At 73.0% G+C, this 24,745-nt stretch carries 25 protein-coding genes; 8 read left to right on the top strand and 17 right to left on the bottom strand.

Features of this window, described 5'->3' with window-relative positions:
- Positions 1-30: 30 nt before the first annotated feature.
- On the bottom strand, positions 31-366 hold the full coding sequence (locus tag HNR70_RS10120) for a hypothetical protein (protein WP_184325547.1): 336 nt from the start codon (positions 364-366) through the stop codon (positions 31-33).
- Positions 367-427: 61 nt separating this feature from the next.
- On the opposite strand from HNR70_RS10120, the gene HNR70_RS10125 reads away from it, so the two are divergent.
- A complete protein-coding gene (locus tag HNR70_RS10125) occupies positions 428-1,576 on the top strand; it encodes a lysylphosphatidylglycerol synthase domain-containing protein (protein ID WP_246375197.1) in 1,149 nt (382 codons plus the stop codon).
- Positions 1,577-1,580: 4 nt separating this feature from the next.
- Here the strand turns inward: HNR70_RS10125 and HNR70_RS10130 are convergent, their stop codons facing one another.
- From HNR70_RS10130 to HNR70_RS10140, 3 genes are read right to left on the bottom strand one after another with little or no spacing between them, the layout of a single operon-like run.
- On the bottom strand, positions 1,581-2,090 hold the full coding sequence (locus tag HNR70_RS10130; protein WP_184325548.1) for a hypothetical protein: 510 nt from the start codon (positions 2,088-2,090) through the stop codon (positions 1,581-1,583).
- Positions 2,087-3,166: an alpha/beta hydrolase gene (locus tag HNR70_RS10135; RefSeq protein WP_312857633.1), complete on the bottom strand. Its 1,080-nt coding sequence runs from the start codon at positions 3,164-3,166 to the stop codon at positions 2,087-2,089. Before HNR70_RS10135 ends, HNR70_RS10130 begins: the two co-directional genes overlap by 4 nt.
- The gene (locus HNR70_RS10140; protein ID WP_184325549.1) at positions 3,163-3,381 is read right to left on the bottom strand and encodes a BldC family transcriptional regulator; all 219 of its coding nucleotides are present in this window, start codon (positions 3,379-3,381) and stop codon (positions 3,163-3,165) included. The genes HNR70_RS10135 and HNR70_RS10140 overlap by 4 nt, the downstream gene beginning before the upstream one ends.
- Before the next feature lie 417 nt (positions 3,382-3,798).
- Between HNR70_RS10140 and HNR70_RS10145 the strand changes: the two genes are divergently transcribed.
- The gene (locus tag HNR70_RS10145) at positions 3,799-3,999 is read left to right on the top strand and encodes a DUF3073 domain-containing protein (protein ID WP_184325550.1); all 201 of its coding nucleotides are present in this window, start codon (positions 3,799-3,801) and stop codon (positions 3,997-3,999) included.
- Between the two features lie 128 nt (positions 4,000-4,127).
- Here the strand turns inward: HNR70_RS10145 and purM are convergent, their stop codons facing one another.
- From purM to HNR70_RS10180, 7 genes are all read right to left on the bottom strand, one after another.
- Positions 4,128-5,282 (bottom strand): phosphoribosylformylglycinamidine cyclo-ligase, encoded by a 1,155-nt coding sequence (purM, locus tag HNR70_RS10150; protein ID WP_184325551.1) that lies wholly within the window; start codon positions 5,280-5,282, stop codon positions 4,128-4,130.
- On the bottom strand, positions 5,279-6,769 hold the full coding sequence (purF, locus tag HNR70_RS10155) for an amidophosphoribosyltransferase (RefSeq protein ID WP_184325552.1): 1,491 nt from the start codon (positions 6,767-6,769) through the stop codon (positions 5,279-5,281). Before purF ends, purM begins: the two co-directional genes overlap by 4 nt.
- A gap of 65 nt (positions 6,770-6,834) precedes the next feature.
- Entirely contained in the window at positions 6,835-7,149 is a 315-nt protein-coding gene (locus HNR70_RS10160) for a hypothetical protein (protein ID WP_184325553.1), read from the bottom strand.
- The gene (locus HNR70_RS10165) at positions 7,146-7,946 is read right to left on the bottom strand and encodes a copper homeostasis protein CutC (RefSeq protein ID WP_184325554.1); all 801 of its coding nucleotides are present in this window, start codon (positions 7,944-7,946) and stop codon (positions 7,146-7,148) included. The genes HNR70_RS10160 and HNR70_RS10165 overlap by 4 nt, the downstream gene beginning before the upstream one ends.
- The gene (locus HNR70_RS10170) at positions 7,943-8,380 is read right to left on the bottom strand and encodes a sterol carrier family protein (RefSeq protein WP_312857634.1); all 438 of its coding nucleotides are present in this window, start codon (positions 8,378-8,380) and stop codon (positions 7,943-7,945) included. The genes HNR70_RS10165 and HNR70_RS10170 overlap by 4 nt, the downstream gene beginning before the upstream one ends.
- Before the next feature lie 4 nt (positions 8,381-8,384).
- Positions 8,385-9,683 (bottom strand): adenylosuccinate synthase, encoded by a 1,299-nt coding sequence (locus tag HNR70_RS10175; protein ID WP_184325556.1) that lies wholly within the window; start codon positions 9,681-9,683, stop codon positions 8,385-8,387.
- Positions 9,684-9,868: 185 nt separating this feature from the next.
- Complete coding sequence (locus HNR70_RS10180) at positions 9,869-10,294, bottom strand: DUF3151 domain-containing protein (protein ID WP_184325557.1); 426 nt, start codon at positions 10,292-10,294, stop codon at positions 9,869-9,871.
- A gap of 53 nt (positions 10,295-10,347) precedes the next feature.
- On the opposite strand from HNR70_RS10180, the gene HNR70_RS10185 reads away from it, so the two are divergent.
- Together HNR70_RS10185 and dtd are read left to right on the top strand one after the other, a co-directional pair.
- Positions 10,348-12,363 carry a phosphotransferase gene (locus HNR70_RS10185; protein WP_184325558.1) on the top strand — a complete coding sequence of 672 codons (2,016 nt, stop codon included), beginning with the start codon at positions 10,348-10,350 and terminating at the stop codon, positions 12,361-12,363.
- A gap of 98 nt (positions 12,364-12,461) precedes the next feature.
- A complete protein-coding gene (gene dtd, locus HNR70_RS10190; protein ID WP_184325559.1) occupies positions 12,462-12,887 on the top strand; it encodes a D-aminoacyl-tRNA deacylase in 426 nt (141 codons plus the stop codon).
- Between the two features lie 68 nt (positions 12,888-12,955).
- Here dtd and HNR70_RS10195 read toward each other — a convergent pair whose 3' ends face one another.
- Positions 12,956-13,636 (bottom strand): HAD hydrolase-like protein, encoded by a 681-nt coding sequence (locus HNR70_RS10195; protein ID WP_184325560.1) that lies wholly within the window; start codon positions 13,634-13,636, stop codon positions 12,956-12,958.
- A gap of 141 nt (positions 13,637-13,777) precedes the next feature.
- On the opposite strand from HNR70_RS10195, the gene HNR70_RS10200 reads away from it, so the two are divergent.
- Positions 13,778-14,524 carry a phosphoglyceromutase gene (locus tag HNR70_RS10200; RefSeq protein WP_184325561.1) on the top strand — a complete coding sequence of 249 codons (747 nt, stop codon included), beginning with the start codon at positions 13,778-13,780 and terminating at the stop codon, positions 14,522-14,524.
- Between the two features lie 108 nt (positions 14,525-14,632).
- Here the strand turns inward: HNR70_RS10200 and HNR70_RS10205 are convergent, their stop codons facing one another.
- The gene (locus tag HNR70_RS10205; RefSeq protein WP_184325562.1) at positions 14,633-16,450 is read right to left on the bottom strand and encodes a helicase HerA-like domain-containing protein; all 1,818 of its coding nucleotides are present in this window, start codon (positions 16,448-16,450) and stop codon (positions 14,633-14,635) included.
- Between the two features lie 127 nt (positions 16,451-16,577).
- Between HNR70_RS10205 and HNR70_RS10210 the strand changes: the two genes are divergently transcribed.
- Positions 16,578-17,561, top strand: a complete 984-nt coding sequence (locus tag HNR70_RS10210) for an acyltransferase domain-containing protein (protein WP_184325563.1) — start codon at positions 16,578-16,580, stop codon at positions 17,559-17,561.
- A 98-nt stretch (positions 17,562-17,659) separates the two neighbouring features.
- On the opposite strand, the gene HNR70_RS10215 is transcribed toward HNR70_RS10210, so the two are convergent.
- Entirely contained in the window at positions 17,660-18,310 is a 651-nt protein-coding gene (locus HNR70_RS10215; RefSeq protein ID WP_246375650.1) for a TetR/AcrR family transcriptional regulator, read from the bottom strand.
- Positions 18,311-18,466: 156 nt separating this feature from the next.
- Here HNR70_RS10215 and HNR70_RS10220 point away from each other — a divergent pair, with 156 nt between their 5' ends.
- Together HNR70_RS10220 and HNR70_RS10225 are read left to right on the top strand one after the other, a co-directional pair.
- Complete coding sequence (locus tag HNR70_RS10220) at positions 18,467-20,218, top strand: MDR family MFS transporter (protein ID WP_184325565.1); 1,752 nt, start codon at positions 18,467-18,469, stop codon at positions 20,216-20,218.
- Between the two features lie 220 nt (positions 20,219-20,438).
- Positions 20,439-21,533, top strand: a complete 1,095-nt coding sequence (locus HNR70_RS10225; RefSeq protein ID WP_184325566.1) for a GNAT family N-acetyltransferase — start codon at positions 20,439-20,441, stop codon at positions 21,531-21,533.
- Between the two features lie 135 nt (positions 21,534-21,668).
- Here HNR70_RS10225 and guaA read toward each other — a convergent pair whose 3' ends face one another.
- The 3 genes from guaA to HNR70_RS10240 form a co-directional block, all read right to left on the bottom strand.
- Entirely contained in the window at positions 21,669-23,258 is a 1,590-nt protein-coding gene (guaA, locus tag HNR70_RS10230; RefSeq protein WP_184325567.1) for a glutamine-hydrolyzing GMP synthase, read from the bottom strand.
- 109 nt (positions 23,259-23,367) lie between these two features.
- Positions 23,368-23,775 carry a DUF3817 domain-containing protein gene (locus tag HNR70_RS10235; protein WP_184325568.1) on the bottom strand — a complete coding sequence of 136 codons (408 nt, stop codon included), beginning with the start codon at positions 23,773-23,775 and terminating at the stop codon, positions 23,368-23,370.
- Entirely contained in the window at positions 23,772-24,653 is an 882-nt protein-coding gene (locus HNR70_RS10240; RefSeq protein WP_184325569.1) for an SURF1 family protein, read from the bottom strand. Before HNR70_RS10240 ends, HNR70_RS10235 begins: the two co-directional genes overlap by 4 nt.
- Between the last annotated feature and the right edge of the window lie 92 nt (positions 24,654-24,745).

Below are 24,745 nucleotides of genomic sequence, written 5' to 3' on the forward strand. Positions count from 1 at the left end.
GGAGGAGCGGTCCGCGGTCCGCGGAGGTGATCAGACGAAGACGGCGACGATCACGTTGACGATGATGGCGGTCGGGATGCCGAACCACACGGCCGACGGGGTCTGCTCGCCCTTGCGGTCGGCGATGTAGGCCAGGACCACCGCGATGATCGCGACGATCAGCTTGATGCCGAGCTTCATGTGGTTGGGGTCGTAGGCGATGGAGACCAGTGCGGCCAGGACGATGCCGAAGACGAGGGCACCGGCGGCGGCGTGCGCCATGCCCTTGTTGGGGACGCGGGTGCGGGCGGAGGCGACCCAGGTGCCGAGCGCGACCGCCCAGCAGATCATGTGCAGCACGACGAACAAGGAGATCAGGAAGGACATGCCTCGATGCTAGTTGTCCGGCGCTGAGAAGTCCCTGCCCCGTGCATGCGAGAATCGCCGCATGTCAGAGGCCTCACCCGGTTCCCCGGATCGTCCCTCCGCCGACCGGCCGCAGGGCCCCGCGCTCCCGGCCCCCGACGCCGCGGCCGGGGACGGGCTGGAGTGGATGGGCGAGGACTACGAGGAGATCGGCGAGCGCCCCTCCGCGCCCGCGGCCCGACGGATAGTCGCCGGTGTCCTCTCGGGTCTGCTGGTGCTCGCGCTGCTGGCCTGGGCGCTGCCCTGGGCGACCGGCTCGACCTGGCCGCAGATCCTCTCCGCCCTCGGCGCCCTGCCAATGTGGGCGGTGCCGGCGATGCTGGTGCTCGGCGTCGCGGCGCTGCTGCTCGAATCGCTGACCGTGCGGGCAGCCGTGCCCGGTGCCCGGACCTCCACCGCGCTGCTGGGCCATGCTGCCTCGCAGGGCGCGGCGCTCGCGGTCCCCGGCGGGTCGATGCTCGGACTGGGGCTGCTGGCCTGGATCCTGCGCCGCGCCGGCCTCGCCCTGCCCGTCATCCTCACCGGCATCATCGCCGCGTCCCTCGTGGAGATGGCGATCACCTCGGTGCTGATCCCGCTGCTGGGGCTCGGCGCCTATGCGCTCTCCTCGCTGCTCGCCCCCACGGGCCTCGAGCTGCCGGGCGCGCTCTGGGCGGCGGTGGTGGCCGTGGCGGTGGCGGTGCTCGCCCTGGTCCTCACCGGGGTCCTGCTGCAGCGTCGGGTGCTGGCCGGTCTGCTCTCAGGTCTCGGCGGGGCGGTGCCGGAGAACGTCGCCTGCGGGATCCTCCACCAGCGCGACGTGCTGGTGGAGATGCTGCGCCGACGTGGCCCGGCGCTCGTGCTGCCCACCCTCGCGGCGCGGGTGCTGCAGTGGGGGGCGCTGCTGGCGGCGATCGAGGCGGTCGGCGCCGACGTGCCGCTGCTGCTGACGGTGGCGATCTTCGCGCTCGGGCGGGTGCTGGCGCTCGTGCCGCTGACGCCCGGCGGTGCCGGGATCGCGGAGACGGTGGGCGGGGCGGCGCTGGTGGCGCTCGGCGTCGCCTCCGCCGATGCAGCCGCGGCGATGCTCCTGCTGCTCGTGGCGATGCTGATCGTGCCGCTGGCGGCCGGCGGGCTCGCCCTCGCTCTCGCCGTGGGCGGGCGTCCGCGCCACGAGGCGGAGGCGCGCTGAGCGCTCAGTCCTCCGGGTCGAAGTCCGGGGTCTCGATGCCCAGGCTGTGGGAGGGATGGACGGACGAGGGATGGGCGAGCAGCCCCTCCTCGGCGCTCGGGCGCAGCGGGAAGCCGCCGATGCTCGCACCGTGGTCGGTGCCTCCGAAGGAGGCGACACCCATGTGCGAGACGACGTCGTGCACGTGCCGGTGCGCGTCGTCGCCCGTGCCCAGGAAGCCCGCGCCGAGGTAGCCGCCGAGCCTGCGCCCGCTGCTCCGCTCCGCGACGACCGCGGCCTCGTCCAGGCGCCGCGCGGCGGCGCGAAGTCCGGTGGCGACGCGGCCCAGCTCGGCGTGCTCCTCCAGGGTCCAGCGCTCGTGGATCCGCTCCCCCGTGCGACGGGTCGCCGGGTCCTCGGAGCGTGCGACCTCGGCGAGCGTGTTCGCCAGGCGCAGGCGCAGCAGGGTGACCCGGTCCGCGGCGCGGCGCTGGGCGTCGGCGAGTCCTCGCAGCGCGCGCGGATCTGCGCTCATCGCTCTCCTCCGTCCCCTGACGTGACGTGGCCCCGCGCAGTGCCATCCTGCCCGGCGTCGCCCGACTCCCTCATCGTAGGCGGTGCGCCGAACTCGTCGTCCAGCCAGCCGTCGAGCTCCGCGATCGCCCGCGCACGCACCTCGGGATCGGAGAGGAACACGTCGTGGCGGGCGCCGTCGAGGGCGACCTGGCGCACCCGGGATCCCAGCCCGTCGGCGGCGACGGTCATCGCCCGCACGTCCAGCACGGAGTCGGCGCGCCGCATGTCCTCGGTGAAGCGCGCCCCGATGCGGGTGCGGGCCGAGCGGAGCACCAGGACCGGGATGGGCAGCGGTCCGGCGGCGGCCAGTCGGCGCTGCCCGTCGAGCACGGCGGCGAGGGTGTCGGCGGGGAAGCGATGCCCTCCGGGCGGCTTCAGCGCGAGGTCGTAGTCGTACTCCCCGCCGAACTCGCGATGGGTGGTGCGGGCGTAGTGGTCGGATCCGGGAGGGAGGATCGGCTTCTCGCCGAGGCGCTCGGCGAGCAGCCGCACGGGCGCTTCGATCACGGCGCGGGCCACGGAGCCGAGGTGCATCTCGAGCCACGGCGAGTTCAGGGCGAGGCCGCGCACCGCGCCGGGGTGGCGCTGGGCGTAGAGGGTGGCGGTGAGTCCACCGGTGGAGTGGGCGAGCAGGACCGGGGGCCGGTCCCGGCCGATGAGCCGCAGCGCGGCGCCGATCTCCGCGTCGTAGCGGGAGAGGTGGTCGATCTCGGTGGGGGTCTGCCCGGGCAGCAGGCTGCGCCCGTACTTGCGCAGGTCCAGTCCCCACACGTCGTGGCCCCGATCGCCCAGATGGTCCATCAGATCGCCGTCGAAGACGTAGTCGGACCAGCCGTGCATCAGCAGGATCGGCGGCGGCTCGTCCCGGGTCTCACCAGCCCTGTCCGCCGCTCCTGCGGGTGCGGCGGGGGCGGTGCTCCGGCGGTGGAGGACGGTGGCGACGAGGGGTCCCTCCTCGTCGCGGCCCAGATCGATCCGATGGGCGGTGTAGCCCTCGCCGAGGATCGCGTCGGTGTGCACGCGAGAGGTGCTCACACGTCCTTGGTGCTCTCCCGCAGCAGTTCCACGACCTCGCCGCGGCGGTAGCGGCGGTGGCCTCCGAGGGTGCGCATGTACGTGAGCTTGCCGGCCTGGGCCCAGCGCGTCACCGTCTTGGGATCGACGTGGAACATGGTCGCGACCTCGGCCGGGGTCATCAGCTCGGCGGCATCCTCGGCCCCGTCCCGCTGCTGTTCCGGGGTCTCGTTCATGGAGGAGGGCACCTTTCGCCAGGGGGGGGAGAGATCGCGTCGGCAACGGGTCGGGAATCCATCGCGCGAGCTGGCATCAAGCGTACTCGGTGCTGAGCCGGACCTTGGTCAACACGTGTCATCAAAACGGCCAATTCGGACATGGAGTTCGTACTCAGAGCCCGCTTGCTACCCATCGGTCTTTTTTCGGCGGCGGTGCGGTTCAGGGCGTGTCGCAGCGCTCCCGGCCCCTCCCCCGCACTCCCGGAGCGTCCGGGCCGTCCGGTGCGCGTCGCGCCGACGCGCCGGTGTGGCCAAGGTCAGGTCACAGGGGTTCGCCGGACCGCAGAGTGAGCATGTACTCTGGGCATCCGAAACTAATGCCATCCTCCGGGTCGTCGAGAACACCCGGCACCCGACGCACAGGGGGTCAGATCCATGGGTCGCGGCCGACAGAAAGCCAAGCACACCAAGGTGGCACGGGACCTCAAGTACTACAGCCCGCCGACGGACCTCACGGCACTGCAGCGCGAGCTGCAGTCGCAGCGGGGCGAGACGTCCCCCGCCGACGGAGACGACTGGGCCGAGGACAGCGACGACTGGGCCGACGAGGACGCACCGTCCGCGCATCGGCGCTGACCGGCGCCCGGCAGGCGCCGAGGACCACGTGACAGCGCAGGAGGGCCGCCCCGAGGGGCGGCCCTCCTGCTGCGTCCGGGAGTGATCCGGGACCGGTCCCGGACCGCTGATCCGGGACCGCTGCGGGCTCAGGCCCAGCCGGGATGCTGGCCGACGAGCAGCACTGCGCCGCCCTCGACGCCCTTGGCGCCGGTGACCACGTGCTCGAGCGGGTGACCCGGCTCGGGCAGGGTCTCCTCCCCCACCACCTCGCCGATCACGCGCGCACCGAGTCCGCGCTCGGCGAGGACGGCGAGGACGGCATCGGCCTGCTCCGGGGCGACCAGCGCGACCATGCCGATGCCCATGTTCAGGGTGCCCTCGAGGTCGAGCTGCGGCACCTCGCCCCAGCGGGCGACGTGACCGAAGACCGCTCCGGGCTCCCAGGTGGCCCGGTCCACGCGCGCGGCGAGGCCGCGGGGCATGACCCGGGCGAGGTTCGCGGCGAGCCCGCCGCCGGTGACATGGCTGAGGGCGTGGACGGCACCGCCGGTGCGGGTGTCCCCGAGCACGGCCAGCAGGTCCGCGGTGTAGATGCGGGTGGGCTCGAGCAGCTCCTCGCCGAGGGTGCGGCCGAAGTCCTCGATGTCCTGGTCGAGGGTGAGCCCCGCGGCGGAGACCACGGCGCGCACGAGGGAGTAGCCGTTGGAGTGCAGGCCGGAGGCGTCCATGCCGATGACGACGTCGCCCTGGCGGACCCGCTCGGGGCCGAGCAGCGCGTCGGCCTCGACCACGCCGACGGCGGCGCCGGCCACGTCGTAGTCCTCGGGGGACATCAGGCCCGGGTGCTCGGCGGTCTCGCCGCCCACCAACGCGCAGCCGGCGAGGGTGCAGCCCTCGGCGATGCCGCGGACGATGTCCGCGATCCGCTCGGGCACCACGGCACCGCAGGCGATGTAGTCGGTCATGGCCAGCGGCGCGGCGCCGACGACGATGATGTCGTCCACGACCATGCCCACGAGGTCGCGGCCGATGGTGTCGTGCACGTCCATCGCCCGGGCGATCGCGATCTTGGTGCCGACCCCGTCGGTCGAGGAGGCCAGCAGCGGGCGGCGGTAGTCCCTCAGCGCGCTGACGTCCACGAGACCGGCGAAGGCGCCGATCCCGCCGAGGACCGTCGGCCCGTGGGTGGCGGCGACCGCCTCCTTCATCAGCTCCACCGCGCGGTCGCCCGCGGCGGTGTCCACTCCGGCGGCGGCGTAGGTGATCCCGGAACCGGGGGCGGGCTGGGGGGTGGTGTTCATGCGTCCTTCCCGACGACGGCCGGCTCGTGCTCACGTGCCGGGATGATGCCCTGGGCCCGGGCGACCGGGTCGGGCAGGGCCACCGGGTAGCTCCCGGAGAAGCAGGCGGTGCACAGCGACTCCTCGGCCTGGCCGGTCGCGGCGATCATCCCCTCCTCAGAGATGAAGCCCAGCGAGTCGGCGCCGAGGGAGCGGGCGATCTCCTCGATGCCCAGGCCGTTGGCGATCAGCTCCGCCCGGGAGGCGAAGTCGATGCCGTAGAAGCAGGGCCAGCGCACGGGCGGGGAGGAGATGCGCACGTGCACCTCCTTGGCACCGGCCTCGCGCAGCATGCGCACCACGGCGCGCTGGGTGTTGCCGCGCACGATGGAGTCGTCGATGACGACCAGGCGCTTGCCCTCGATCACCTCGCGCAGGGGGTTGAGCTTGAGGCGGATGCCGAGCTGGCGGATGGTCTGGGAGGGCTGGATGAAGGTGCGGCCCACGTAGGCGTTCTTCACCATGCCCTGGCCGTAGGGGATCCCGGACTCCTGGGCGTAGCCGATCGCGGCCGGGGTGCCCGACTCAGGGGTGGGGATCACCAGGTCCGCCTCGACGGGATGCTCGCGGGCGAGCTGGCGACCCATCTCGGCGCGGGACTCGTTCACGCTGCGCCCGGCGATGCGGGTGTCGGGGCGTGCGAGGTACACGTACTCGAAGACGCAGCCCTTGGGCTTGGCCGGCAGCACCTGCTCGCAGCGCAGGCCCTGCTCGTCGATGACGATCATCTCGCCGGGGGCGACCTCGCGCACGAAGCTCGCGCCGCAGATGTCCAGCGCCGCGGTCTCGGAGGCCACGACCCAGCCGCGTTCGAGACGGCCCAGCACCAGCGGGCGGATGCCCTGCGGGTCGCGCGCGGCGTACAGGGCGGTCTCGTCCATGAGGGTGAAGCAGTAGGCGCCGCGCAGGCGGGGCATGAGCTCGCGCAGCGAGTCCTCGAGGGAGCCCTCGGAGTTCAGCAGTGCGGTGACCAGCGCGGTGTCGGTGGTGTTGCCGCGGGCGAGCTCGCCGGTGCGCGGGGTGCCCTGGCGCTCCTCGACCAGCTCCAGCAGCTCCTGGGTGTTGACCAGGTTGCCGTTGTGGGCGAGCGCCACGGTGCCGTCGGGACGGGGGCCGAGGGTGGGCTGCGCGTTGGACCACACGGACCCGCCGGTGGTCGAGTAGCGGGTGTGCCCGATGGCGATGTGCCCCTGGAGCGCCTCGAGGGAGGCTTCGTCGAAGACCTGGGAGACCAGGCCCATGTCCTTGTACACCAGGATCTGGGACCCGTCCGAGGTCGCGATGCCCGCTGACTCCTGTCCACGGTGCTGCAGCGCGTACAGCCCGTAGTAGGTCAGCTTGGCCACGTCCTCGCCGGGGGCGAAGACGCCGAAGACCCCGCAGGCGTCCTGCGGGCCCTTCTCCCCGGGGAGCAGGTCATGGGAGAGTTTTCCGTCGCCGCGTGCCACCTCCCCATGATGCCACAGGGCGGGTCGGCCGACGGGGCCGGTCCGCGCCCTGGGCAGGGCGTGCGTCACGCGCGGGGGCGGCGCTCCTTGCGGTGGCGCAGGGAGTCGATCAGCGCGGCGAGCGCGGCGAGCGGCAGGCCGACGACGACCATGGCCAGCAGCACGAAGTTCGCGATCGCGCGCAGGTCGCCGAAGGCGAAGAAGGGCACCGCGATGAGCGCGCCGACGGCGGGGAGGATCAGCGCGAGCGCGACCCAGAAGCCGAGGGTGGGGGTGCGGCCGCGGCGCACGTAGATGCTGGTGTCCTGCGAGGCGGCGGGCTCCGGGCGCTCGGTGTTCTCCGGGCGCTCGGTGTTCTCGGTGGTGTTCACGGTGTTCACAGCTCTCCTGCGGCATCGACCGCCGCGGCGACGATCGCCGGGTCGGTGAGGGTGTCGGGGGCGCCCGGCTCGACGGGAGCGCCGGGGCGCCGGCGGGCGGACAGGTGCACGTCCATCACGCCGGTGCGGCGGGCGAGGTCGACGACGTCGGCCGGACGGACGCCGCCGCCCGCGCAGACGTCGATGATCCCCTCCCCCGCGTCGACCATGGCGGCGAGGTCCTCGGCGCCGTCGAGGGCGCGGGCGGCACCGCCGGAGCTCAGCACGCGGTGGAAGCCGAGGCCGAGGGCGGTGAGGACCGCCGCGGTGCGGGCGTCGCGGCCCGGCATCGCGTCCGCGGCGCGGTGAAGGGTGAGGACGAGCCCGCGGGCGGAGCGCTGGGCGGCGATCAGCGCCGCGTCCCGCACGGTCTCCAGGGCGGGCACATCGAGGTCTCCCTCCGGGGTCAGCACGCCGAGCACCACCCCGGCGGCGCCCGCGTCGACCGCTTCGGCGGCCTGTTCGGCCATCAGGGCGACCTCGTCGGCGTCCGCGACGAACTCCTCGGGCCGGCCCAGGAAGTCGCAGGTGGTGGCGCGGGGCCGGATCAGCACGTGCACGTCGAAGCCGGGCTTCGCCTCGCGGGCGGCGACGAGCTCACGGGCGCGGCGCACGCACCGGTCGATGAGCTCCGCGGGCGGGGTGGTGCCACCGCGGGCGAGGTCGGTGCACAGCTCCACGCGGTCGGCGCCGGCGGCCGCGGCGACCTCGAGGCCGGCGAGGTCCTCGACGGCGACCTCGATCTTCAGCAGGCTCATCGGGACTCCCCGTCGGCCGGCCCGTCCCCGTCGGCCGCGCCCTGCGCGTCCCGGGCGGTGCGGACCACGCGCCGGGGTCCGGGCAGGGGCAGGAGCTCCGTGAGGTCGCTGCGCTCCCCGCTGGCGTGGACGCGGCCGTCGGCGGACGCGACGGACCACTCCACATCACCGCTGACCAGGGCGAGCCAGGTCGCGGCGTCGGTCTCGACGACCGCGGGCGGGGTGCCGCGTGTGTGGCGGGTGCCGGGGATCGCCTGGACGGCGGCGTAGGGCGGGACGCGCAGCTCGACGGCGCCGCCGGGGTACTCCTCGGCGAACATCTCCAGCGTGTGCCGCACGGCGGGGGCGAGCACGGCGCGCCCGGCCGCGGTGGGGTCCAGCGCCCAGGCCGCGAGGGCGCTGCGTCCGGCCTCGGGGTCGGTCCGTCGGGTCACCACGTCAGGCGGTCGCCTCCGGCAGGAGGTCGTGGACGGCGATGGTGTCCTCGCGGTCGGGGCCCACGCCGATGGCGCTGATGCGGCAGCCGGCGAGCTCCTCGAGGCGGCGCACGTAGGCCTGCGCGTTCTCGGGCAGGTCCTCGACGGTGCGGGCGGTGGAGATGTCCTCGGTCCAGCCGGGCAGGGTCTCGTAGACCGGCACCGCGTGGTGGAAGTCGGTCTGGGTCATCGGCATCTCGCGGTGGATCACGCCGTCCACGTCGTAGCCGGTGCAGATCGGGACCTCGTCGATGCCGGTGAGCACGTCGAGCTTGGTCAGGACGATGTCGGTGAAGCCGTTGATCCGCACGGCGTGGCGGATCATCAGCGCGTCGTACCAGCCGCAGCGGCGGGGGCGGCCGGTGTTCACGCCCACCTCGCCGCCGGTCTTCTGGAGGTACTCGCCCCACTTGTCCTCGAGCTCGGTGGGGAACGGCCCTGCGCCCACGCGAGTGGTGTACGCCTTCACGATCCCGATCACGCGGTCCACGCGGGTGGGGCCGATGCCGGTGCCGGTGCAGGCGCCGCCGGCGGTCGGGTTCGAGCTGGTGACGAAGGGGTAGGTGCCGTGGTCGACGTCGAGGTAGGTGGCCTGACCGCCCTCCATGAGCACGACCTCGCCGCGGTCCAGGGCGTCGTTGAGCAGCAGGGTGGTGTCCACGACCATGGGCCGGAGGCGCTCGGCGTAGGACAGCAGCCCCTCGACGATCTCGTCGATCTCGACGGCGCGGCGGTTGTAGAGCTTGACCAGCAGCTCGTTCTTCTGGCGCAGCGCGCCCTCGACCTTCTGGCGCAGGATCGAGGCGTCGTAGAGGTCCTGGACGCGGATGCCGAGGCGGCCGATCTTGTCCATGTAGGCCGGGCCGATGCCGCGGCCGGTGGTGCCGATGGCGCGCTTGCCCAGGAACCGCTCGGAGACCTTGTCGAGGGTCTGGTGGTAGGGCGCGACGATGTGGGCGTTGGCGCTGATGCGCAGGCGGGTGGTGTCCACGCCGCGTGCCTCGAGCACGCCGATCTCCTCGAACAGCGCCTCGAGGTTCACGACCACGCCGTTGCCGATGACGGGGGTGACCTGCGCGGAGAGGATGCCGGCGGGAAGGAGCTTCAGCTCGAACTTCTCACCGTGGACCACCACGGTGTGCCCGGCGTTGTTGCCTCCGTTGGGCTTGACGACGTAGTCGACGCGCTCTCCGAGCAGGTCGGTGGCCTTGCCCTTCCCCTCGTCACCCCACTGGGCTCCGACGATCACGACGGCGGGCATGGCGACTCCTGGGGCGAGAGGACGGGAACTGGTCGTGGGACCTCGTGGATCCTACCAACCATGGTCCAGCATGCCTCGCGCGCCTCGGCGGAGCCTGGGCGCGGGGCGCGCGCGGGCGGCGCGCTCGGCGGGTGCGAGCGGCCGACGGGGACCTGCCGACGGGGTCGGCCAGTCGGCCGACGGGATCAGCCGAGCAGCGTCGGGTCCGCCTCGCGCAGGAAGTCGGTGACGCGGTCGGCCTCGGGCTGGTCGCCGAGGCGGCGGGAGGTCTCCCCCAGCATCGCCAGCGCCCGCAGGAAGCCTCGGTTGGGGGCGTGGGAGGCGGGGATCGGGCCCTGGCCGCGCCAGCCGTTGCGGCGCAGCGCGTCGAGGCCGCGGTGGTAGCCGGTGCGGGCGTAGGCGTAGGCGGCGACCTCGTCGCCGTCGCTCAGCGCGTCCTCGGCGAGGGTGGCCCAGGCGAGCGGGGAGTCGAGGTGGCGCGCGGCGACGTCGTGCCGCTCCCCCTCCACCAGCTCCTCGGCGACCTGCACGTCCACGAAGTCGTCGGGCAGGCGGGTCTCGGGGATGCCGAGGAGATTCCTGCTGGTGGGGTTATCGGTACGATCAGCCATGCAAGCATCGTAGGCGCAGGCGCCCGATGACCGAACAACAGAGTGAATCGCCCATGTCACACACGCAGGACGGCTCGGAGCTGCTCACCGGGCCCGGAGCCGGAGGCCTGCTCCGCTCCGCCGTCGGGAACTCCGGCGGCGTGCTGCACAGCTGGCAGCTCGACCACGTCGACCACCGGCCCGGCCGCAGCACCAAGGCGCTCTACCGCACCATGGTGTCCTGGCCCGAGCTGGACGGGCCGCAGGCCCCGGCGCGCGAGGAGCTGTTCGGGGCGAGCGCCCACATCGGCGAGCGGGAGAAGAACCTCTACGTCGCCGAGCAGACGCTGGTGATGACCGACGGCGACATCAATGTGCGCGTGTGGCGCTATCCCCACGACCCGTGGCTGCCGATGCTGCCGCAGGTCTGCTACCCCGACATCGTGGGCCGCACCCTGCACGACCTGGGCGTCTCGCTCGGCCCGGACCCGTCGGCCCCGATCGCGATCGACGTGGTCTCCTACCGTCCCGGCCGACGCGCGGTGCTGCGTGCCTCGCAGGGCGACACCGCGGTGTACCTCAAGGTCATGCAGCCCCATCGCAGCGGCGAGATCGTGGACCGCCACCAGCGGCTGCTCGCCGCCGGGGTGCCGGTGCCCGAGGTGATCGCCCACCACCAGGGTCTCGTGGTCCTGAGGGAGCTGCCGGGCCGGCCGCTCGCCCGGGCCGTGATCGACGAGGGCGTCCAGGCGTGCCGCGCCGAGGACCTGGTGGCGCTGCTGGACCGCCTGCCCGCCTCGATGTACCCGCTGCCGCTGCGCCCCCCGTGGACGGACTCGGTGGAGTTCTACGCCGGGATCGTCTCCTCCGCCGTGCCCTCCCTCGGCCCGCGCCTGGACTCGCTGGTCCGTGCGATCCGGGAGGGCCTGGCCGCGCTCGAGCAGCGCATGGACATGCGCCCGCACGACGTCGTGCACGGCGACTTCTACGAGGCCCAGGTGTTCGTGCAGGACGGGCGCGTGGTGGGTCTGCTGGACATCGACACCGTGGGGCCCGGCCGCCGCGCCGATGACCTCGCGTGCCTGCTCGCCCACCTCAGCGTCCTGGCCGACTACGGCAACGCCGGTCGCATCGACCGGGCCATGCAGGAGCGGGTCGAGGACGCGATCCGCACCTGGCACGCCGCCTTGGAGGACCGAGTGGATCCCACCGAGCTGGCCCTGCGCTCGGCCGGTGTGGTGCTCTCCCTCGCCACCGGCCCGCACCGCCAGCAGGAGGCGGCCTGGGAGGCGGCGACCGAGGCGATCGTGCGCGTGGCCGAGGAGTGGGTCGCCCATGCGCGCCGCGCCGAGCGCGCCCGCCACGAGCGGCAGGCCGCAACGCAGAACATTGCAGCGCTGAACGGTGCCTCGCAGAACGGCGTCGGGCAGAACGGCCCGGTCACCGGCACGCCGCCCGTCCAGGACATCCCGCCGACGCAGGGGCCGACGGGGGTGCGCGCCGTCCCGGCGATGGGCGCACCGACCGGCCAGCACTCCGCGCCGACCGGGCAGCACGCGATCCCGGCCGGCTATCGCGCCCCCTCCCGGCCGTCGATCGCCCCGCAGCCGGGCTCCTCCGCCCCCGTGCAGCAGTCCGCGCCGCCGCAGCGCTCCGCCCCATCCCAGGCAGGTCCCCTGCACTCGGCCCCGCCGCAGTCCGCGCACCAGCAGCACGCGCCGCAGCAGGGAGCACCCCAGCAGCCCGCACCCCAGCAGCCCGCGCCCCAGCAGCCCGCGCCCCAGCCCTCGGCACCTCAGCACTCCGCACCTCAGCACCCCGCGCCGCCGCAGTCCGCCGGGCCGTACTCCGCGCCGCCGCAGTCCCAGTCCGCGCAGCCTCCGCAGGCCATCCCGCCACAGCAGTCACTGCCGCAGCCGCCCGTCGCATCCCAGCAGCCGCAGGCGATGCAGGCACCGCTGCAGCAGCAGGCCCCGCCGCAGCCTGCCCAGGCCTCGCAGGACCTGCCGGCGACCAGCGAATCGTCCTGGTCCCCCGGGGACGACTCCCCCACCCAGGAGCGCCGGATCTCCTCGATCCAGCCCCACTGAGAGCCCGCCCGTCGGCCGACCGTCGGCCGCCGCTCAGGACAGCGACCTCGACGCGGGCCGACGCCCGCCACCGCCTGCCTCTGTGCCACGATCGGAGCATGCGTGCAGTGCTCCAGAGAGTCGACGGTGCCCGGGTCGAGGTGGACGGGGAGGTGGTCGGCGAGATCACCGGCGAGGGCCTGGTGGCCCTAGTGGGCGTCACCCACGACGACGGACCCGAGCAGGTCGCCACGATCGCCCGGAAGATCGCCGAGCTGCGGATCCTGGAGGGCGAGCGGTCGGTGAGCGACACCGGCACGGGCGTGCTCGTGATCTCCCAGTTCACTCTCTATGCCGACGTGCGCAAGGGCCGTCGCCCCTCCTGGAACGGTGCGGCACCCGGCCCTGTCGCCGAGCCGCTGGTCGACCAGGTCGTCGACGCGCTGCGGGAGCGGGGCATCACCGTCGCGACCGGACGCTTCGGCGCCCTCATGCGGGTGGGGCTCACCAATGACGGGCCGATGACGATCCTGCTCGAGGCCTGACCAACGGGCTCAGCTCTGCGCTCAGCTCTGCGGCCGCTCCCCCGGCGTCTCCCTCGGCAGCGCCTCGCTCAGCCGCGCAGCATCCGGCCGAGGTCCGCGACGGTCTCGGCGAAGGGCAGCGCCGCGGCGCGCTCCGTCGGCCCGCCGTAGCCCCACCCGACCAGCACGGCGGCGAGCCCGTGGGCGGCCGCACCGTCGGCGTCGTGCAGCCGGTCCCCCACCATCACCGCGCCGCCCTCGGGGATCCCGCCGAGGCGCTCGAGGACGCTGCCAATCACGGCGGCCTTGTGGGTGCGGCCCACGGACAGGTCGGTGCCCCCGATGAGGTCGAGGTCGCCGGAGAGACCCTGATGCTCCAGGACCATGTTCGCCGTGGTCTCGGGCTTGTTGGTCGCGACCGCCACCGTGCGGCCCTCGGCGCGCAGCGCCCGGATCAGCTCCGGCATGCCCTCGTAGGGGTAGCTCATCGTGTAGCCGCGCTTCAGGTAGCTCTCGGTGTAGGCCTGACGCATCGCCTCGGCGCGCTCCGGCGTCATCCCCAGCTCCGCCTGGAAAGCGTCCACGAGCGGCGGGCCGATGAAGGTCTGCAGCCGCTCCGCGCCGGGGTGAGACTCCCCGCAGGCGGCGAAGGCGTGCTCGAGGGCGTCGAGGATGCCGGGCCCGGACTCGACGACGGTGCCGTCCAGGTCCAGCAGCACCAGCGGCACGTCGGTGAGGTCGGGGGCGGTGTCGCGGGGCTCAGCAGTCATGTCCCCGACGCTAGCCGGACGGGACCTTCGTCGGCCCCGCCGCCCGGAAGCTGGTAACCCGCAGGCACTGTGCCCCTATGGCGGATGGCCGAAGGTGGCCACGGCATGCACGCCGGCCGGGCCCCGCGTAGTCTGTCGCCCATGACCTACACACTCGTGCTGCTCCGCCACGGCGAGAGCGACTGGAACGCGAAGAACCTGTTCACCGGCTGGGTCGACGTGGCCCTCACCGAGAAGGGCCGTCAGGAGGCCGCCGCGGGCGGTGCACTGATGAAGGAGGCCGGGATCCTCCCGGACGTCGTGCACACCTCGCTGCAGCGCCGCGCCATCATGACCGCGAACCTCGCGCTCGATGCCGCCGATCGTCACTGGATCCCCGTCAAGCGCGACTGGCGCCTGAACGAGCGCCACTACGGTGCGCTGCAGGGCATGAACAAGACCGAGATCCGCGAGAAGTACGGCGAGGAGCAGTTCATGGCTTGGCGCCGCTCCTACGACGTGCCGCCGCCCGAGATCGAGTTCGGCACCGAGTTCTCCCAGGACCAGGACCCGCAGTACGCCGGCCTCGGCGACCAGCTGCCCAAGTCCGAGTGCCTCAAGGACGTCGTCGCCCGCTTCCTGCCGTACTGGGAGGAGGGCATCAAGCCCGACCTCGCCGAGAACAAGGTCGTGCTGATCGCCGCCCACGGCAACTCCCTGCGTGCGCTCGTGAAGTACCTCGACGGCATCTCCGACGAGGAGATCTCGGGTCTGAACATCCCCACCGGCCAGCCGCTGGTGTACGAGCTGGACGAGAACTTCGCCCCTGTGGAGAAGGGCGGCCGCTACCTCGACCCGGTCGCCGCGAAGGCCGCGGCCGAGGCCGTCGCCAACCAGGGCAAGAAGTGACTTCTGCCAGGACCTGAGCGGTCCCCCGCTCCTCTCGGACCGACGGGCCCGTGACCACGATCGTGGTCACGGGCCCGTCGACGTCCCCGCAGGCGCCGCCGCCCGCGCTCAGCGGCGCTTGCGGATGCCGAACAGGGAGCGGCTGATCTCGCGGCCCAGCACTGTGCCTGCCGAGCGCAGGAAGGACTTCACGGCCGGGTTGTCCATCAGCCCCTCGTCCTTCTTCGCGGCGGTCTTCCTCCCGGCAGGCTTCTTCTCGGCCGGGGACTGCTTCTCCCCTGCCGGAGCCGCCGCCTTCTCCTCCTCGGCCTCCGCCGCGGCGGCCTCGTCGGCGGCGCGCTTCTGGAGGATCTCGTAGGCGGACTCGTTGTCCACCGGGGTGCCGTACTCGGCCATGAGCGGGGAAGCGGCGGCGGTGTCCTTGAGGACCTGCTCGCCGGCCGGCTCCATGGAGGACTCCGGCGCGCGCACCGCGGTGATCGCCACCGGCGTGGGGGCGCCGTCCTCGCTCATCACGGTCACGATCGCCTCGCCGGTGCCGAGCGCGGGGATGACCTCCTCGAGATCGTGCTCCGAGGTCGGGAAGGTCTTGGCGGTGGCCTTCAGCGCCTTCGCATCGTCCGGGGTGAAGGCGCGCAGCGCGTGCTGGACGCGGTTGCCCAGCTGGGCCAGGACGTCCGAGGGGATGTCCTTCGGGGTCTGGGTGATGAAGAAGATGCCCACGCCCTTGGAGCGGATCAGGCGCACGGTCTGCACCACCTGGTCCAGGAACGCCTTGGACGCATCCTTGAACAGCAGGTGCGCCTCGTCGAAGAAGAACACGAGCTTGGGGACCGGCTGGTCGCCGACCTCGGGCAGGTCCTGGTACAGCTCGGCGAGCATCCACATCATGAAGGTGGAGAACAGCGCCGGGCGGGACGCGACGCCGGGCAGCTCGAGGCAGGAGATGTACCCGGCGCCGTCCTTGGTGCGCAGCAGCTGCTGCACGTCGAAGGCGGGCTCGCCGAAGAAGACGTCCGCCCCGGAGGACTCGAAGGCAGTGAGGCTGCGCAGGATCACGCCCGCGGTCGCCGAGGAGATCCCGCCGATGCCCTTGAGCTCGCTCTTGCCCTCGTCCGAGGTGAGGAACTGGATCAGGGCGCGCAGGTCCTTGAGGTCCAGCAGCGCGAGGCCGTGCGAATCGGCGTAGTGGAAGATCAGCCCGAGCGAGGACTCCTGGGTCGCGTTCAGCTCGAGCACCTTGGACATCAGCACCGGGCCGAAGTCGCTGACGGTGGTGCGGATCGGCACGCCCTCGCCCTGCCCGCCGAGGGTGTAGAACTCGGTCGGTGCGGCGCGGGAGACCCACTCCTGGCCGCGGGCGGCGGCGCGGGCGGTGAGCTTCTCCGAGGCGGCGCCGGGCACGGCGATGCCGGAGAGGTCGCCCTTCATGTCCGCGACGAACACGGCGGCGCCGGCATGCGCGGCCTGCTCGGCGATGATCTGGAGGGTGCGGGTCTTGCCGGTGCCGGTGGCGCCGGCGATCAGGCCGTGGCGGTTCAGCATCTGCACCGAGAGGTTCACCGGCACGCTCGGATCCGGCTCCTCGCCGTCGAGCATCGCGCCGAGGTGGATGCGGCCGCCCTCGAAGGCGTAGGCGCTTCGGATCCTCTCCGCCTCCTCCGAGCTCGCCGGCGGCGCGGTGGGCGCGTCCGACGGGGCGGGCTGCTCGGCGGCAGGCGCGTCGGCGGCAGGCGCGTCGGCCGACTGGGCATCGCCCTCGGGCGCGGCGGGCACCTCGGCCGACGGGGCGGCGGGAGCGTCGGCCGACGGGGCAGGCGCCTCGGCTGTCTGTGCCTCGGGCTGCGCGGCCGACGCCTCGGCGGCGGGCTGCTCGGCGGCGGACTGCTCGGCGGGCGTGGCGGGATCCTGCTGCGGGCTGGTCATCGTGGCCTCCTCGCCGGGTGCGCCGGCGCGTTCGCGATCGGGTCGGACCGATCGTAGCCGGGGGTGACGCAGCCCACCCACTCCGGACCGGCCGCTGCCGTGTCGTCCAGCGGCTACCGTGTCGCCCATGAGCACACCTGCACCGACCGCCCCGCCCGCGCCCCGCGAGATCCGCGCCGAGGACGAGCTCGAGACCGCGGCGGTGCGGGTCATGCTCACCGCCCGTTCCCGCCCCGCCTTGCTGGACCTGCTCGGGATCACCGGGCAGGACGCCGCGGAGCTCGGCCCGCTGGTGGACGCCGCCGCCGCGGACGACGAGCTGCTCGCCGAGATCACCGCCACCGCGAACCGGCTGCGGGCGGCCGCCGGCCTGGACGTCCCGGCCGTGGACCTCGAGGCGGACAAGGCCCGCCACGACGCGCTCCAGCAGCGCCTCGCCCCCGGCGAGGGGCTCCTCCCGATCCTCGCCCTGCTGGTCTCGACCGACACCGTCCGCGCCTGGCACGCCGAGCGCGGGCTGCCCAGGGAGCAGTCCTGGCACGTCCTTGCGGACCTCGGTCAGCAGATGCGGGTGCACCGCGCGGGCACCGGCCGGTTCGGCCTGCACCAGCTGAACTGGGTGAGCGGGAACTGGGCGGGTCGGCTCGTGCACCTCGGCCGGCTCCAGTTCGACCTGCACCGCGAGGAGCCCTCACGGCAGTGGGTGCTCGGCACCCACATCCCCGCGACCGGTCCCCTCGACCCCGAAGAGGTGGAGGAGTCCCTCGCCGCGGCGAGCGCGTACGCCACCGCGCACTACGCGGATCTCGACGAGTCCGGGGAGGCCGCGGCGCCCGGGATCGGGCACGTGTTCACGTGCGATTCGTGGCTGATGAGCGAGGAGCTCGCGGAGATCGCCGGGGAGGACTCGAACCTCGCCCGCTTCGCGGCGCGCTGGGAGCTCACCGAGCGCACGCGCATGGACGACGGTGCGCTGTTCTTCGTGTTCGGGAAGCGCCCGCCGGTGGACGTCGCCGCGCTCCCGCGCACCACCCGGCTCGAGGCCGCGGTGGCCGAGCGCCTGGCCGACGGCCGGGGCTGGACGGGCGGGACCGGGCGCCTCGTGCGTTGACACCCCGTCGGCCGCAGAGCCTCGTCGGATCGACCCCCGTCGGCCGCGCAGTCCCGTCAGCCGCTGCGCCCCCGTCGACCGGACCCGAGAGGGACCGCTCAGAGGTCGAGGTCGCGCTCCTCGTAGAGGGCGACGACCTGGTCGAAGGCGCGCACCACGTCGATGCCGCGGCGCATGGAGATCGCGAAGGCGCTGCGGGTGAGGGCGAAGCCCACCTGCACCACGATCACCGCGAGGTCGCGGGCGTACTCGCCGTCCAGCGCCTCCTCGATCGCCTCGATGAGCTCGGCCTGCATGTCCTGCAGGTTGCCGGTGGAGATCAGCTGCAGGCTCGGCTCCTTGGCCATGACCTGCTTCTTCAGCTCCCGCAGCGCCGGGTCCATGGGGATGTTCGCGATCCCTTGGCGCATCACGGACTGGAGCGCCTCCTGCGCGGGCATGAGGCCGAGCTTCTCGCGCAGCGAGGCGACCGCGCGCGGTCCCTCGTCGCCCACGATCCCGAGGATCGCGGACTCCTTGGTGGGCCAGTGGTTGAAGAAGGTACGGGTGGAGACCCCGGCGCGCTGGGCGATCATCTGGGCGGTGACGCCGGAGAGGCCGTGCTCGGCCACGAGCTCGAGCGCCGCCCGGTGCATGGCCATGCGGGTGTGGCGCTTCTTCTGCTCGCGCAGGCCCAGCTCCCCGTCCGCGGGGTCGGGGGCGGCGGCGCCGGAGGAGGCGCCTGCGGGGTCGTCGGTGGAGGGGTGCATCGCGGTCACGGCACCCATCGTAGGTCCGGCATGTCACAAAATCTGCACCCGGTGCAATAGTGCAGTGAATGCAACAGTTGGGTAGAGTGACGCGGTCGCAGCCCGACGGGGTGCTGGGACCGTCTCCCACCGATCGCTCCACTCCCCGAGGACACCATGACCGCATCCACCACCCGGGCGCCGGAAACGGCCGCCTCGGATCCCTCCGCCTTCACCGGCCTCGACCGCCAGGGCAAGCTCGTGTTCGTCGGGCTCATGCTCGGCATGTTCGTCGCCTCCCTCTCCCAGACCATCGTCGGCCCGGCCATGCCGCGCATCGTCGCCGAGCTCGGCGGCGTCGAGCACTACAGCTGGATCGCGACCGCCGCGATGCTGGTCTCCGCCGTGTCCGTGCCGATCGTCGGCAAGCTCTCCGACCTCTACGGGCGCCGCTGGTTCTACCTCGGCGGCCTCGCCGTCTTCATGATCGGCTCCATCCTCGCCGGCGCCGCCCAGGGCTTCTGGTTCCTGGTCTTCGCCCGCGCCGTGCAGGGCCTGGGCATGGGCACCCTGATGCCGCTGAGCCAGACGATCATCGGCGACATCATCCCGCCCCGTCAGCGCGGCAAGTACCAGGGCATCATGGGCGCCGTCTTCGGCGTCACCTCCGTGGTCGGCCCGCTCATCGGCGGCTCCATCACCGACAACTTCGGCTGGCGCTGGCTGTTCTACCTGACCCTCCCCATCGGCGTGGTCGCCTTCGCGTTCATCCTGCGCTACCTGCACCTGCCCGTCTCCACGCAGCACGGCAAGGTCGATTTCGCCGGCATGCTCACCCTGACCCCCGGCCTCGTGATCGGTCTGCTCGCGACCACCTGGGGCGGCAGCTCCTACGCCTGGGACTCCCCGACCATCATCGGGATGTACGCCGTGGCCGCGGTGTTCCTCATCGCCTTCGTCATCATCGAGACCCGCGTCGAGGAGCCGCTGCTGCCGATGCGCCTGCTGGCCCGCCCGATCGTGGCCCTGTCCGTCGCGGCATCCTTCGCGATCTCGGTCGCCATGTTCGGCGCGATCATCTACATCCCCGTCTACGCGCAGGGCGTCATGGGCGTCTCGGCCACCAACTCCGGCGCGATCCTCATCCCGCTGTCGGTCGCGATGATCCTCACCTCGATCGTGGTGGGCCTGCTCATCACCCGCACCGGCAGGTACAAGCCCTTCCTCGTGCTCGGCGGCCTCGTGCTGGTGGCCGGCTACGCGCTGCTGGCGCGCCTGCAGTACGGCGACTCGCAGTGGCAGCTGACCCTCGCGATGATCGTGATCGGCCTGGGCCTCGGCCTCGCGATGCAGGTGTACACGCTGGTGGTCCAGAACGCGGTGGGCAAGCGCGAGCTCGGCATCGCCACCGCCGCCATCCAGTTCTTCCGCAACATCGGCTCCACCATCGGCACCGCGGTGCTCGGCACCGTGATGACCTCCCGCATGGCCACCGCCATCCAGGACCAGATCGCGGCCCTGCCGCAGGACCAGCTCGCCCAGCTCCAGCAGGGCGGCGGCCTGGACGCCTCGGGCCTCGAAGCCTCCGTGCTCGACCCCTCCGCCCTCGAGAAGCTGCCCGCGTTCCTCGTCGACCCGATCCGGGCCGGCATGGGCGAGGCGATGCACGACGTGTTCCTCACCGCCCTGCCCTTCGTGATCGTGGCGCTGGTGATCTCGCTGTTCATCAAGCAGGTCCCGCTGCGCGACACCCTGGAGTCCGAGGACGAACTGCCCACCCAGCCCGGAGCGGACGCCGCCGCCGAGCTCGGCGGGACCGGCACCGAGCCGGCCGAGCTGCACCCCCGCACCGGATCGATCCCGGTCGTGGACACGGAGGGACCTGAGCCCCGCGACGGGCGCGAGCCCGTCACCGCCGGCGAGCGCTGAGCGCACAATCGGCCGAGCGCTGAGCGCTCCGTCGGCGGGGCCGGGAGCCCGTCGGCCGACGGGCCCGACCGGCCCTCCCCTCGCGGCCCCCACCGCCCCTCACCGGGCGTCGGGGGCCGCTGCGCATTCCGCCCCGGATCCCGTCGGCCGACCTCCCACGGGCCCCGCCCGCCCAGGCCGTGCCCAGCGCCGCGCCGGGGGTGCATGGAAAGATGGACGGATGCTGCTCGTCGACCACTTCCCGCCGACCATGCCCGCAGAGCTCGCGGGGCGCCTGACCACCCGCATCCCGCTCGAGTCCGACGTCGTCCCGGTCGCGGCGCTCGCGACCGCCGCCCTGCGCCGCCACACCCCGGACGCCTCGGCCGACGAGGACGCGCTGCGCTCGCGGATGGTGGGTCTGAAGTCCTGGGCCCGCCGCCAGGTGGTCGTGGTCCCCGCCGCCGCGGACGGCTCCCCCACCCTCGAAGAAGCACCGCTGGCGTGGATCGCGCTCGAGGACCGCGCGACCGGCCGCACCAACGTGCAGTTCGTGGTCAGCCCCGACGCCCCCGCCCGCACCGCCCTCGCCACCTCCCTGCTGGACTGGGCCGTGGAGGTGGGCGGCTCCTTCGCCCGCGCCCGCGGCGTGGAGACCACCCAGCTGAACGCGGACGCGAACGAGCTGGATGCGGACCGCGCCGCCCTGCTCGGCGGCAACGGCTACGAGATGGTCCGCACCTGGCTGCACATGCGCCGTCCCGTCGATCCGGCCGAGGCGACGAGCCTGCCCGCACCGCGCGAGGGCACCCGGGTGCGCCAGGTGCACCGCCACCCCTCCGGTCTGCCGGTCGCCCAGGACGTGCGCAGCGTGCACCGCATGCTCGAGGAGTCCTTCGCCGACCACTTCAATTCCTACCGAGAGTCCTTCGCCGAGTTCGCCCAGCGCCTCATCGAGAACCCGGAGGAGGCGACCTGGGACCACTGGTGGCTCGCCGAGATCGAGCGCGACGGCCAGTGGCTGCCCGCCGGCGGGCTCGTCGCCGCCCCCATGCCCGCCACGCCGACCCGCGGCGAGGGCACGTACCTCGAGTACCTTGGCGTGCACCGCAGCGCCCGCGGCCACGGGATCGCGAAGTCCCTGCTGCGCGCCTCGCTGCGCGACGCGGCCGAGCGGGGCCGCACCCACGTGGACCTCGAGGTCGACGACGACTCCCCCACCGGGGCCGACGGGATCTACCGGGCGATGGGCTGGGAGACCTACGAACGCACCCAGTCCTGGCACTCCACCGCCGCCTCGCACCCCTCCCGCCTGCTCGAGCCGCCGCAGGGGTGAGGGGCGGCGGCCCTCGGGCGGAGACGCAGAGAGTCCGATCCCGTTCCGGATCACGGTGCGTGATCGGGACATGGATCGGACTCTCTGCCCGGGCCGCCCGGTGAGGGGCCCGGAACCGCGATCAGGGGATCGCGCTCACTCCCACTCGATCGTCCCCGGCGGCTTGGAGGTGACGTCGAGGGTGACGCGGTTGATCTCGGCGACCTCGTTGGTGATGCGGGTGGAGATGCGCGAGAGCACGTCGTAGGGGACCTTGGCCCAGTCGGCGGTCATGGCGTCGTCGCTTGTGACGGGGCGCAGGACGACCGGGTGGCCGTAGGTGCGGCCGTCGCCCTGGACGCCCACGGAGCGCACGTCGGCCAGGAGCACCACCGGGCACTGCCATATGTCGCGGTCCAGGCCGGCGGCGGTCAGCTCGGCACGGGCGATCGCGTCGGCGCGGCGCAGGATGTCCAGGCGCTCCTTGGTGACCTCGCCGATGATGCGGATGCCGAGGCCGGGGCCCGGGAAGGGCTGGCGCCACACGATCTCGTCGGGCAGGCCCAGCTCGGAGCCGACGGCACGGACCTCGTCCTTGAACAGGGTGCGCAGCGGCTCGACCAGTTCGAAGGAGAGGTCCTCGGGCAGGCCGCCCACGTTGTGGTGGCTCTTGATGTTCGCCGCGCCCTCGCCGCCGCCGGACTCGACCACGTCCGGGTACAGGGTGCCCTGGACCAGGAACGCGGTCGCTTCGGCGCGGTCGCCCTCGACGACGCCTTGCTCGCGCAGGATGTCCGCCTGGGCGCCCTCGAAGGCGCGGATGAATTCGCGGCCGATGATCTTGCGCTTCTGCTCGGGGTCGGTGACCCCGGCGAGCGCGGTGAGGAACTGCTCCTCGGCGTCGACCATGACGAGCTTCGCCCCGCCGGTGGACTCGCCGAAGGCCTTCTCGATCTGTGCGGACTCGTCCTGGCGCATGAGGCCGTGGTCGACGTACACGCAGGTGAGGCGGTCGCCGATGGCGCGCTGCACGAGGGCGGCGGCGACGGCGGAGTCGACCCCGCCGGAGAGGCCGCAGATCGCGGTGCCCTCGCCCACCTGGGCGCGGATCCGCTCGACCTGCTCCTCGATGACGTTGCCGGTGGTCCAGGTGGGCTCGAGCCCCGCGCCGCGGTGCAGGAAGTTCTCCAGCACCTCCTGGCCGCGGTCGGAGTGGCCCACCTCGGGGTGCCACTGCACGCCGTAGAGCTGCTTCTCACGGTCCTCGAAGGCGGCGACGGGGCTGCCGGCGGAGGTGGCGACGACGTCGAAGCCGGTGGGGGCGGCGGTGACGGAGTCGCCGTGGCTCATCCACACGTTCTGGTCGAGGTCCTGGCCCTCGAGCAGCTGGGAGGAGCCGTCGATGACCTCGAGCCGGGTCGCGCCGTACTCGCGCACGCCGGTGGGCTCGACGGTGCCGTCCAGCGCCGCGGCCATGGACTGGAAGCCGTAGCAGAGCCCGAGCACGGGCACGCCGGCCTCGAGCAGCGCCGGGTCCAGGCGCGGGGCGCCCTCGGCGTAGACGGAGCTCGGGCCGCCGGAGAGGATGATCGCGAGCGGCTTCTTGGCCAGGATCTTCTCGGCGGGCATCGAGTGCGGGACGATCTCGGAGTAGACGGAGGCCTCACGCACGCGACGAGCGATGAGCTGTGCGTACTGGGCGCCGAAGTCGACGACGAGGACGGGGCGCTGGTCGGTGTCGGTCACCCGGCCGAGTCTACGTCGGCCGGTGCGCGCGGGGCGCCTCGGTCCGCCCGGTCACGGGGCGAGCCTGCTCACGCCCGGCGTCGGGGCGCTCCGCGGGGTCCGCGAGCGCTCAGGCGCGCTCCTCGTCCTGGAGGGTGGGGCGGCGGGCGAGGTCGTTCTCGACCTGCTGGTGGGTCCAGCGCTCGCCGAAGAAGGACAGAACCGGGATCACGCCGAAGAACATCAGCAGCAGCATGCGCGGCAGGCCCCAGCGCATCTTCAGCCACAGGTCGAAGCCGAGGATCACGTAGATCATGTAGATCAGGCCGTGGATCGGGGACCACACCGAGGAGACCTGCTCCCAGAACGGGGAGGTGGAGGCGAACCAGGCGTCGCCGCCGAAGACGACATAGCGCATCACCATGATGCCCACCAGGACCAGCAGTGCGATGCCCTCCACGATGGAGGCCACGCGGAAGCGGGCGAAGGAGGTCCTGACGGCGACTTCGTCGAGGGGGCGGGGTGCGGGCACGGTCATACGTCCTTGTCGGTGGTCGGGAGGGTGGAGGCCGGAACGGCCGACGGGTTCTCGGCGGCGGTGGACTCGGCGGCGGTGGACTCGGCGGCGGTGGACTCGGCGAAGGCGCGCTCGAGCGCCTCGCGCCGCTCGGCGACCTCGTCGAGATGGCTGGCGCGCACGGAGCGCCACCACAGGTAGAGGAAGAACACGCCGAACAGGACCCACTGGAAGGAGTAGCCGATGTTCTGCCAGTCCAGGCCGCGGGAGAACTCGGACTCCGCCGCGGGCAGGACCTGCAGCGGCGCCTCGGCGCTGTCCAGGGCGAGGTAGCCGGAGTACATGGGGGCACCCCACTCGTTCACGAGCAGCGGGGTCGCGATCTCGCCGGCGATCCCGTCGCTGACGCCGCCGGTCGCGGCCTCGGAGGCCTCGAGCCGACCGGAGATCGTCTGCGTCCCCTCGGGGGCGGCGGGGGCGAGGGCGGGGTCCAGGGTGCCGTCCTCGCCGGTGAGATCGGAGGCGGGCACCCAGCCGCGGGCGACGGGCAGGCGCGCCTCGGTGCCGTCCTCGAAGGTGACCAGGAAGGAGGTCACGATGATCACGGCCTCCTCGTCCTCGTGCCCCTGGATGGCGCGGCCGGGGACGAGCACCTGCTCGCCGGGGACGTAGCGGCCCTCGGCGGTGACGGTGTCGCCGGCGATCTCGTTTGTCACGGCGTCACCCACGCCGACCACGCCGCGGATGTCGCCGAGCTGCTCGGACCCGGCGGCCTTGTCGGTGATGGCGCGGTGCGCGCGGTCCCACTGCCAGCCGGCGAGCAGTCCGCACACGATGGTCGCCACCACCATCAGGGCGAGGAGCCCCAGGAACTTGGGGCGGAGGGCGACGCGGAGCATGGCCTCCATGGTAGGCGGCACCGCCCGGGGATCTCCTGGACGGCGATGTGGCTCACGTCGCCGAGGGACGCACCCCGTTACCTTGTGAGCAC

The organism is Brachybacterium aquaticum (genome assembly GCF_014204755.1).
GTDB lineage: Bacteria > Actinomycetota > Actinomycetes > Actinomycetales > Dermabacteraceae > Brachybacterium > Brachybacterium aquaticum.